We start from the raw sequence: 11,685 nt of genomic DNA, 5'->3' as shown, positions 1-11,685 counted from the left end.
GTAAATTAACTGATATTACTATTTTCTCGTTTCATGCCGTAAAAAACATTACAACCGCTGAAGGAGGTGCCATTTGTCTTAATTTACCTCAGTCATTTAATAATGAAGAGGAGTACAGGATAATGAAACTATATACTTTAAATGGTCAAAACAAAGATGCCTTTACAAAATCACAAGCAGGTGGGTGGAAATACGATATTTTATTTGCGGGATTAAAGGTAAATATGCCAGATATTTGTGCAGCAATTGGATTGGCACAAATTAAAAAATATAATGAAGTTCTATTAGTTGAAAGAGAAAGAGTGGCTAGACGATACTATGCTTTTTTTAGTCAATATCCTTTTTTTCAACTACCACTTTTAGAAGATAGTGACCGAAAATCGTGTTTTCATTTATATGCGTTAAGGATTAATTCGATTACTGAAGATCAAAGAGATTTGATAATTGAAAATGTTACAACAACAGGGGTTTCTGTAAATGTTCATTTTATACCCATGCCCATGTTGACTGTCTTTAAGGACAGAGGATACAAGATAGAAAATTATCCAATTGCGTATAATAATTACGCTAGAGAAATTTCATTGCCTATTTATCCACAATTAACAAATGAAGAAGTGGATTATATTTGCGATTCAATTTTAACATCGTATCAAAAAGTAATTAATAATGATTAGATTATTAGATTTTATTTTTTCCTTAATAGGCATTATTTTCTTGATGCCTTTTTTTATTTTGGTGAGTTTATTAATAAAATTAAATTCTTCAGGACCTTTGATTTATAAGCAATCAAGAGTTGGAATTCATAATATAGATTTTTATGTTTTTAAATTTCGTACAATGTATTTGAATTCAGATAAATTAGGTTTATTAACAGTAGGTGGTCGAGATTCTAGAATAACATCTGTTGGGTATTATTTGCGTAAATTTAAGCTAGATGAATTACCACAGTTGTTTAATGTACTTATAGGTGATATGAGTATTGTTGGTCCAAGACCTGAAGTCCGAAAATATGTAGAGTTGTATACTGAACAACAAAAAATGGTATTGAAAATTCGACCAGGTATTACTGATTGGGCTTCAATTAAATATAAAGATGAAAATACTATTTTAGAAAAATCAATAGACCCAGAAACAGATTACATTAATATAATATTACCAGATAAGATTAAATACAATTTAATTTTTATTGAGAAGAATAATGTTATAGAATATTTAAAAATTATTTTTGCTACGATATGGAAGATTATTTTTTAATATATATAAATGACAAATACTAAAATATGGCTTTCTTCTCCCCACATGGGAGGCACCGAACAAAAGTACATTCAAGATGCCTTTGATGCCAATTGGGTAGCGCCATTGGGTCCTAATGTAAATGGTTTCGAGCAAGACTTAGAAAACTATTTGGATGCTAATGTTCACGTAGGCGCTTTAAGTTCAGGAACAGCTGCCATTCATTTAGGGTTAATTTTATTGGGCGTACAAGCAGGTGATGCCGTACTTTGTCAAACGATGACTTTTTCTGCTTCTGCCAACCCAATTTTATATTTAGGCGCTACGCCTATTTTTGTGGATAGCGAAACCACAACTTGGGGACTATGTCCTCAAGCTTTAGAACAAGCGATACAAGATAGCATTCAAAAAGGGAAAAAACCAAAAGCGATTATCGCAGTACATTTATTTGGCGTGCCCTATCAAATAGAGGCAGTTAGAGCAGTAGCAGATACGTATCAAATTCCAATTTTAGAAGATGCAGCATCCGCTTTAGGGAGTGCCTACAAAGGACAAAAATGTGGCACCTTTGGGGATATTGGTATTTTGTCATTTAACGGCAATAAAATCATTACTACTTCAGGTGGTGGAGCCATAGTAACGCAAACAGCAGCACTAAAAGAAAAAGCCATTTTCTATGCTACGCAGTCAAGAGACAATGCGCCACATTACCAACATAGTGAAATCGGGTACAACTACCGCATGAGCAACATTTGTGCGGGTATTGGTAGAGGTCAAATGGAAGTCTTAGACGAACATGTTGCCTTACGCAGACAAATGCATGATTTTTATGTAGCAGTTTTTGCATCAATTGAAGGTGTGGAAGTATTTTCTACTCCAAACGACGATTATTTTGCCAATTATTGGTTAAGTGCCATTACTATAGATGCCACAAAAACCAACGGCATAACAGCTGAAACTCTTCGCTTAGCGCTTGAAGCTGAAAACATCGAATCCCGTCCGTTATGGAAACCGATGCATTTACAACCCATTTTTTCAACCTATCCTTATTACGGCAAAAAAGTAGCTGAAAATTTATTCGAAAACGGATTGTGTTTGCCTTCAGGCTCCAACCTTTCCGACATAGACCGCGAAAGAATTTCAATGGTAATTAAATCGGTGTTTGGGTAGTTAAATTGTAATGAGAAGAGTTATCAGCAATCAGCGGTCAGCCTTTCGTAAATCCAAAATCCAAAATCGTAAATCCAAAATCCGCTTTTTGCGGATTTTTTTATGCCCAGATGTAGCATAGCTACTAGGTGAAAAAAGCTGTAAAATGTTAAATTTGTGTTAAATATTAAAAAAGCTAAAGCATTGTAAATCAAGTATATAATAATAAAAATACTTATTTTTTATTCAAAATCGCCTGTTTTTTTAAAAACAAAAAACAGCTTTTACTGTTTTAATAAAAAGAAAAAGAATAACAACATGTTTTGCACACCGGTTAAATCAAAGCGGTTGTAATTTTTTTTCAAAGTAATTTTAATAATTAAAATTTATCGAAATGATTAAATTTAAAATTTTGCCTAAAAAAAACCCACAGGACTTGGCAGCCCCAGAGAAGTTCTACGCAACTGCTATCTCGGATGGTGAAGTAGATTTTGATTTTTTAGCTGAGCAAATTGCTTACGAAACCACCTTAACTGAAAGCGACTGCATAGCCGTTTTATTTTCGTTAGAACGTAATATTCTACGTCAGTTAGAACAAGGTAAAATTGTAAGAGTAGGCCGCTTAGGAAGTTTTAACGTAACCCTAAAATCAGCAGGGAAAGACACTTTAGAAGATGTCACCGCTACTGACATTGTAAAAGGCAGGGTGCGTTTTAGACCAGGAAAAAAACTCAGTAAAATGTCCAACGAGTTACGCTACAGAAAAACAAACTAATGCGTTAGGCGTGGAAAGAACCGAGGTGTATGCCTCGGTTTTTTTTGTGCAGAACAGCAAAAAACCTCAAAGCTTTTAGTATATACCTCAAATCTTTTGCTGCATTCTTCAAAGGATTTGGTCATATACTTTGAGCTTTTAATGCATTCCTTTGAGGAATTCTGTAATTCAATTTTAACGTGTAAAAAACCTAATCGTGACTCCAAAATCTTAATTTATCTATCTAAAAAAATCTAAATATCTAATTCACTAATTGGCACATTATCTAAATTCCCTTTGTGCGCATCGCGAAAAACGTGGCGAACCTTGCGGTTAAAGTATAAGCGTTTAGTTTTCGTAAATCCCAAATCGTAAATCCCAAATTTCCACTTCATCTATCTAAAAATCTAACAGTCTAACAATCTAATAATCTAAAGATCTAAACTAAATTTTCCAAATCAAATTCACTCCACCACGATACGGTAACCATTCACCGCTTTTATTAAATTTATCAGCATCTTCATATCTTACACCTGTTGTGCTATCGTAGCCTTTGTAAAAACTTTGAATCGTGCCACCACCAACAAATCCTTCCAAAGCAAATTTATCAGACAACGCATACACATAACCAATACTAATTCCGGCCATATAATTATATCCTTTCTGGTAATAATTACTATTGGCATAATTGTATTTTTGAAGATGAAACGTACTACCACCTAGGTGCCCACCCACATAAAAACCTGTTAGTTCGGGCTTCGAATAATAGCGAATTTCAGGTGTAATAATTAAAAACTTCAAAGGCATGTTATGATAGCGATTAAAAGTAGATCCAATAGCATCAACATGAAAGCTAAATCGTTTTCCCAACCCCTTTTCATAACCTACTGAAGGAAAGCCAAGTAGCGTGGTAGCGGCATTCACATGAACCCTTTGTTGTCCAACAACACTACTAAAAAACAACACAAAACAAACAACTAAAAATCGATTCATAATTTAATTTTTTGGTAAATATAAGTATTTAAATTTTCAACAAGAACCGAAAAAAACCAATCTTATATTTTATTTAGTTAAAAAAACCATAACTTTGTGTAAATAATAGATTCCAAATATGCAAAATAAAATTAGAGCCTACATCAATTTAAAAAAATTATCCTTTTTACCAAATTGGTCAATTTTAGCAATAGATTTTGTTATTTCAGCTTTTGTGGCAATCTCAAATTTTGCTGTATTTAAATTATTAGGTGTCGAATTTTATAAAGTCCTACCATCAGTTACAAGATTAACGATACTTCTAGGGACATTAATGTTCTATTTTGTTGTTTTTAAAACCTACACAGGAATCATTCGGTATTCCAGTTTAAAAGATGCGACCAGAATATTTAAATCGACTTTTTCCGCATTTATTACTATTGTCGCTTTTGATACAATATATTTTTTATTATACAATGCACATGTTTTTGTTTTAATTCAAATTTTTTTCTCCACTCTTTTAATCAGTTTTTTCTTAATTACTTTTAGAATTTTTATTAAAACACTTTTTAAATACTTTACTGGGGCAGAAGATCAAAAAAAAGCTAAAAACATTGTAATTATTGGGGTAAACAGTACTACTATTGCATTAGGAGAAGCGCTAGTAAATGATAGTTCTGCCTATAAATTACAGTTCTTTATAGATAAAAACAAACACCTAAATGACAAAAAAATATTAGGAATTCCGGTCGTTGCAAAATCAAATTCCATTATTTCCATACTCCGATACAATAAAATCAAACACGTGGTATTAATAAAAAATTATTTACCAGAAAATGAAGAATTAGAATTATTAAATGATTGTTTGCGATATAAAATTAATGTGTACAATGCCAAGTTAGTAAGCGACTTTGATTCCGATGTAAACTCTGTAAAATCATTAAAAAAATACACCATTAACGAATTGATGTTTAGAGATACAATAAGTATTGATAATCCAAATATAATTGAAACCTTTAAAGCAAGAACCGTTTTAGTAACGGGCGGCGCAGGATCTATAGGAAGTGAAATTGTCAATCAAATTGCGAAATTCAACCCATGCAGAATTGTAATAGTAGATCAAGCAGAAACCCCTTTAAACAGCATTCAGCTTATAATGGCAGCCACATTTCCGCAAATTACTTGCGAATATGAATTAGTAGACGTTACCAATTTAAAAGAAATTCAAACGGTTTTTGAAAAATACAAACCAGAAATTGTTTTTCATGCAGCAGCATACAAACACGTACCCGTTTTAGAAAACAATTTTATGCAAGCCATAAAAGTTAATGTTTTTGGAACCAAAAATGTGTTAGATGCAGCACTACAATTTGGATCAAAACGTTTTGTGTTTGTATCAACAGATAAAGCCGTAAACCCTACCAATGTTATGGGGGCATCTAAGCGATTGGCTGAAATTTTAGTTCAGTCATTCTTCTACAAACAAAAAAGCAATGAAAAGCTTCAAATTATCATCACGCGTTTTGGAAATGTACTCGGCTCTAATGGATCTGTAGTAAACCTTTTCGAAGAGCAAATTAAAAATGGTGGACCAATAACCGTAACGCATCCAGAAATCAATCGATTCTTTATGACGATTCCAGAGGCGTGTAAGCTGGTTTTAGAAGCAGGAACAATGGGTGCTGGAGGTGAGATTTTTGTTTTTGATATGGGAAAACCAATTTTCATTAGAGAATTAGCAGAAAAAATGATTCGTTTAAGCGGGAAAGAACCTTATAAAGACATTGATATTGTATATTCTGGATTACGTCCAGGAGAAAAATTATATGAAGAATTATTGGCAGACTCCTCAAAAACATTACCAACATATCATTCAAAAATTCTTATTGCACAAGACCCTGTGCATTGTCATGAAAGTGTAAGTGAATTTCTATTCAAATTAAAAGACAATTCGTTTGAGCGTAAAGAAGATTTAATTACGGTAATTAAGGAATTGGTGCCCGAATTTATTCAAAACCCACAAGAATAGCTTCGTTAATCTACTAATATGGTAATTCTAGTAATTGGTGTAGGTTTTTTACTTTTAGTGATAGCTATCACAGCAATTGACACACAATCAAATGGTTTTTTTACACAAAAGCGAATAGGGCAATACGGAAAATCATTTCTGATTTATAAGTTGCGGACCCTTCATCCTAAAACAAATAAAACCTCTTTTTGGGGACGAATGTTACGAAAAACCAAGTTAGACGAACTTCCGCAACTACTTAATATTTTAAAAGGCGAAATGACTTTTGTAGGACCTCGTCCAGATGTAGCTGGCTATGCCGACAAATTAGAGGGTGCAGACCGTATTATCTTAAACCTAAAACCAGGCATCACGGGTTTAGCGTCTTTAAAATACCGCAACGAAGAACACATCTTAGCCCAACAACCCAATCCACAACTGTATAACGATGAGGTCATCTGGCCAGACAAAGTACGAATTAACAAATGGTACGCCCAAAATCGCACTATTAGTATGGACTTACAAATCCTTTTTTACACCTTGTTTCCCGTTTCTTTTGATGTAGAGACTTTTATGGGTAAAAGGTGAAGGGTTTAGGGTAAAAGGGAATAGTAATTAGTACTAATTACCTAATTGTGACATTCCATAATTCCATCATTATCACATTCGCTAATTCCCTCATTATCATTCTGAGCTTGCGAAGAATCCCCTACGCAGTAGGCAACCTGTTCACTTGTGAACACAACCCCTTTTACCCTTCACCTTAAGCCTTTAACCCAAAACCAACCCTTTTGCCTTTGAGAACCTCAGGCAACGGTATAGAAATTTTTATATTATTTTAAGATGGTGCTGAGGTTTTCTGTTTGGCTATAACTATATATGTTTTTCAGGTTTTAGGGTGGCTGAGGCTCTCGAAGCCACTATCCTTCATTCCCTAATTGTCATTCTGAGCTTGCGAAGAATCCCCTACGTAGTAGGCAATCCTGTTCACACGTGAACACAACCCCTTTCACCCCACACCCAAAACCCAAAACCCCACACCCTTTCACCCCCTAAACAAAACCAAAAAAACGTTTTTCATCGAAAAAACGAACACTTCATCGAAAATAGTGTATAAATAAAAGAAATATATTGTAACATTGTTAATAATAGAATTACTATACTTACAATACCTCATTTATTAACCTATTTTATTGCATTTATGACAAAATCAATTACACAAAAAACTAGTACTAAACAAGTGCAAAACTTAAAAAACTATTTTTTAAGTTGTACCAAACCAATCAAACACCTTACTTGTTTACTCATTTTGCTTTTTTCAAGTATGGGGTGGGGGCAGGTTAATTTGTATTCCTTTTCATCTACTGCTGGAACGTATACTCCTATTACAGGTGGAACGGTTGTTAGAAGCGGGAATGCATTAGATTCAGGAGGTGCAACGGTAACTTTACCAACAGCTTTTCCATTTAATGGGGCATCAATCACTTCATTACGAGTAAATGACGATGCATATTTAGCATTAGGAGTTACTTCATTTTCTAATTCAACAGCTCCTATAGCTTCTTCTAATGCAGCAACAGGAATTATTGCAGCATTAGCATGTGATTTAATGGATGCAAATGCAGTTGGTACAACGCCAGAAATACGTTGGGAACAAATAGGAAATGAAATAATTTTTCAATGGAATGATTTTGCTAGGTATACGACTTCTACTTCTGCTGAAATATTCGATTTTCAAATTCGATTAAACACGTCAAATGGACAAATCGTTATTGTATATAGTAATTTTTCTACTGTAAATACAACCTCATCGTTAGTTCCACAAGTAGGTTTGAGAGGATCAACAACTACAGACTTTAACGCGAGAAGATTAACAACTACTGTTCCTACAGCAACTCCTAGTTGGAGTAATACTGCTGCTGCTACATCAACTGGTCATAATGTTCGATTAACTTCTACCTCTCCAGCTGCTTTTCCTTCAACAGGTTTAACTTACACTTGGACACCACCAGTTCCTTGTTCTGGTTCGCCAACAGCAGGTACTATTTCTACAGCAAATCAATATTTGTGTAGTGGTGCAACAGTACCAAATCTAGTGAATACAGGTTTTTCTTCAGGCGTTACTGGAATTACTTTTCAATGGCAACAATCTACGGATGATTCAAATTGGATCAATGTTACTACTGGTACTGGGGCTACAACTGCAATCTATACGCCTCCAGCTTTTGCAGGTACAACTATTTACTACCGTTGTAATGTAACGTGTGCTAATGGTGGCGGTGCTGCGGCAACACCTTCTGTGTCAATTAATCCGCCTGCTAATCCAGCTACACAGGTTACAAATGCGGTAGCTTCTTCAATTAGTTACACAGGTTTTACCACTACATGGGTAAATGGTAACGGTAACAGACGTGTGGTGTATGTAAGCGATACTGCCATCGTTGATCCTTCAAATTCAACTGGAGCAGCAGCGCCTACAGTAAATACGGTGTATGCTGGAAGTGGACAACAAATTGTATATGACGACACAGGAACAACTGTTACTGTAACAGGTCTTACTTTGGGCACTACCTATTACGTTAAAGTTTTTGAATATACAAGATGTGGAACAACTACATTCGATAATTATTATAACACAACCGCTGGCACCAACGCCATTTCAGTGACAACATCAAGTATTTCTCCAACACCTTGGTCAGAAGGTTTCGCAACAGGAGTAGCTACATTTCCAAACTGGCAAACTACATCTGGTGCTGCTGTGGGATCAACTGCAGCATTAGATCCAGCGTTAAGTTCAAATTATTGGTATGTAAATCTATATGGCACTCGAGTTACTGCTGCTGTTACTACGCCAATAATTGGTTCAATTCCATCAAATTACCGTTTTGTAGTAAAGTATAAATTAGCAAATTATAGTTCTCCGTATGCTCCTCCAGCAAGTGGAAGTGGTGATTTTATAGTGGCTATTTCTACAGATAATGGTACAAGTTACACAAATGTTGAAACTATTGCAAACAATGCTGTTGCTGGGTGGCAAGAATATGTACTTAATTTAAGCGCTTATGCAGGGCAAAACATTCGTATTCGTCTCACTGGAAATAGAACAAGTGGCGATTATTATTTAGCATTTGATAATTATAGTGTGGAAGCCATACCCTCATGTTTACCTCCAAATACGTTGGTCTTATCTTCTATAACTAATAATAGTGCTTCATTATCTTGGACAGCACCTGCATCTGCACCTGGAAGTGGTTATGACGTGTATTATAGCACAACAAATACTGCGCCTTTAGCTGGCACAACGCCATCTGCCAATGTGCCGTCAGGAACAACTTATGCGTACAGTGGTTTAACAGCAAGTACCACTTATTATTCATGGGTGCGTTCTAATTGTGGTTCTGGAGATGTAAGTACATGGGTAGCAAGTGCAAGTTTTACAACACAATGTAATCCTGTTTCAGTACCCTATTCTCAAGATTTTGAAAGTGTAACTATACCTGCATTACCTATTTGTACCAGTATTGAAAATGCAGGAACAGGAAATAATTGGAAAACAGTTAATTCTTTCACCAAATGTTTAAATTATTCATATAATGGCACTAATGCTGCAAACGCTTGGTTTTACACTGCTGGTATTAATTTAACGGCAGGGACTTCTTATCGAATTTCCTATAATTATACAGGTACTGGTGTTGGTTTCCCAGAAAATTTAAAAGTAGCTTATGGAGTTTCGGCTTCAAGTGCTAGTATGACAACAGTATTAGCAACACATACTAATATAGTAAACGATAACTTTCCTGGGGTAATAAGTACAGTAGATTTTACTCCTAGTACTACTGGCGTTTACTATTTTGGTTTTAATGCTTTTTCTGATGCAGATATGAATCAATTGTATGTTGATAATATTTCAATAATACTTACTCCAAACACCTGGACAGGTACTACAAGTAATTCTTGGAACACGGCAAGCAACTGGTCATTAACCAGGGTACCAACTGCTACTGATGATGTATTAATTTCTTCAAACGGTTCAAATGCCCCTATTATGGATGTAGATGTTACTATTCCTGTAGGTAAAAGTTTAACTTTAACTGGAGGAGAATTAACAATTGCCCCAGGTAAAGTATTAACAATTGCAGGAACCGCTAATTTTGGTGGAAGACCAGTAACGTTTAAATCAAATGCTACAGGTACTGCTATGTTGGGGCCATTAACAACTGGAACACTTACTGGAGCAAACAGTGTTACCGTAGAGCGTTTCATACCATCTGGCAAACGTGCTTTTAGATTATTAAGTCCAGCGGTAACAACTACCAACTTTATTTCAGGTAACTGGCAAGGACAAACGCATATTACTGGTGGTTTAGGTACAACTGGTTTAGGCTTTGATGCTACTGAAACCAATAATCCGTCGATGTATACGTATAACAACAATGCGTTATCTGGCTCGGGTTGGACACCAATTCTCAACACCAATGCAACGAATTTAACGGCAGGGGTTGGATATAGAATGTTGGTTAGAGGCGATAGAACGGCTACAAATATTACAACTGCCACAACGGATAATATGAATGCAGCCATCACATTAAGTGCTACAGGAACTTTAAAAACAGGAACTGTTATCTTAAATGCAAGCAGCACACCTGCCATTAATAATACAACTAACACAGTTACTAATGGTTATAGTTTAGTAGGTAACCCCTACCAAAGCGCAGTAGATTGGAATGCCGTAACAAAATCTGGTATCGAAGCAACGTATTGGGCCTGGGATCCTAATATGGGAACAAGTACTCAACGTGGACGTTATGTTTCTTTTAACGGTTTAACTAATAATTACTTAGATACACCAGCATCTCAAGTTGGCCGATACATTCAACCGGGACAAGCGTTTTTCGTAAAGAATACAGGTTCAAGTGCAGGGACATTAACCTTCGAAGAAGCACACAAAGCCACAACTAGTGCCAATGTATTTAGAACCGCAAATACTCCTACTTTTGGGGTAGCGTTATACGATCCTAATGAATTGGCAATTGGCGGGTATCCTATTGATGCAACGAAAGCTGTTTTTAGTTCTGATTACTCAAACGAATTAGGACTTGGTGATGCTACGAAATTAGAAGCAGCAGGTGAAAACATTGCGTGGTTTAGAAACAATACCAAACTAGCCATTGATGCCGCAGCACCAGTAACTACATCAGATGAGTTAGTGATGAAAACGATTCGTTTAGGCGCTAATAAGAACTATACGTTTAAAATTCAAACTACTAATTTTGATACAGCTTTAACACCATATTTAGTAGATACTTTCTTAAACACACAAACAGAAATTTCTACTTCACAAGCATATTTAGCATCATTTGCAACCACAAGCAATGTGGCATCATACAGTGAAAATCGTTTCAAAATTGTATTCCAAAACGCGGTGCTTAGTACTGATACATTTGCTAGTCAAGTAGGTTTATACCCAAATCCTTCTAAAGGAAATGGTTTCTACTTACAATTGCCTTCATCTGCACAGGCAACGGTTAAGCTATACAACACGATAGGTCAAGAAATTGGAATAACCAAT

Annotated in this window: 8 protein-coding genes; 7 read left to right on the top strand and 1 reads right to left on the bottom strand. The window is 35.3% G+C overall.

Going from position 1 to position 11,685, the window contains the following annotated elements; translation table 11 throughout:
- From ACIQ11_RS04980 to ACIQ11_RS04965, 4 genes are all read left to right on the top strand, one after another.
- On the top strand, positions 1–674 hold a 674-nt coding region (locus tag ACIQ11_RS04980), incomplete at its 5' end, for a DegT/DnrJ/EryC1/StrS family aminotransferase (RefSeq protein ID WP_396153380.1).
- The gene (locus ACIQ11_RS04975; RefSeq protein ID WP_396153378.1) at positions 667–1,254 is read left to right on the top strand and encodes a sugar transferase; all 588 of its coding nucleotides are present in this window, start codon (positions 667–669) and stop codon (positions 1,252–1,254) included. The genes ACIQ11_RS04980 and ACIQ11_RS04975, both read left to right, overlap by 8 nt.
- A gap of 9 nt (positions 1,255–1,263) precedes the next feature.
- A complete protein-coding gene (locus ACIQ11_RS04970) occupies positions 1,264–2,403 on the top strand; it encodes a DegT/DnrJ/EryC1/StrS family aminotransferase (RefSeq protein WP_396153376.1) in 1,140 nt (379 codons plus the stop codon).
- A gap of 373 nt (positions 2,404–2,776) precedes the next feature.
- Positions 2,777–3,157, top strand: coding sequence for an HU family DNA-binding protein (locus tag ACIQ11_RS04965; protein WP_396153374.1), 381 nt, complete (start codon positions 2,777–2,779; stop codon positions 3,155–3,157).
- A gap of 423 nt (positions 3,158–3,580) precedes the next feature.
- Here ACIQ11_RS04965 and ACIQ11_RS04960 read toward each other — a convergent pair whose 3' ends face one another.
- A complete protein-coding gene (locus ACIQ11_RS04960) occupies positions 3,581–4,129 on the bottom strand; it encodes a DUF3575 domain-containing protein (protein WP_396153372.1) in 549 nt (182 codons plus the stop codon).
- Between the two features lie 118 nt (positions 4,130–4,247).
- Between ACIQ11_RS04960 and ACIQ11_RS04955 the strand changes: the two genes are divergently transcribed.
- The 3 genes from ACIQ11_RS04955 to ACIQ11_RS04945 form a co-directional block, all read left to right on the top strand.
- On the top strand, positions 4,248–6,137 hold the full coding sequence (locus ACIQ11_RS04955; protein ID WP_396153370.1) for a polysaccharide biosynthesis protein: 1,890 nt from the start codon (positions 4,248–4,250) through the stop codon (positions 6,135–6,137).
- Positions 6,138–6,155: 18 nt separating this feature from the next.
- On the top strand, positions 6,156–6,704 hold the full coding sequence (locus ACIQ11_RS04950; protein WP_396153368.1) for a sugar transferase: 549 nt from the start codon (positions 6,156–6,158) through the stop codon (positions 6,702–6,704).
- A gap of 736 nt (positions 6,705–7,440) precedes the next feature.
- A partial coding sequence (locus ACIQ11_RS04945) for a choice-of-anchor J domain-containing protein (RefSeq protein ID WP_396153365.1) occupies positions 7,441–11,685 on the top strand: 4,245 nt, incomplete at its 3' end.

It is taken from the genome of Flavobacterium sp., assembly GCF_044361065.1.
GTDB lineage: Bacteria > Bacteroidota > Bacteroidia > Flavobacteriales > Flavobacteriaceae > Flavobacterium.
This window is presented reverse-complemented; position numbering and strand designations above follow the sequence as displayed.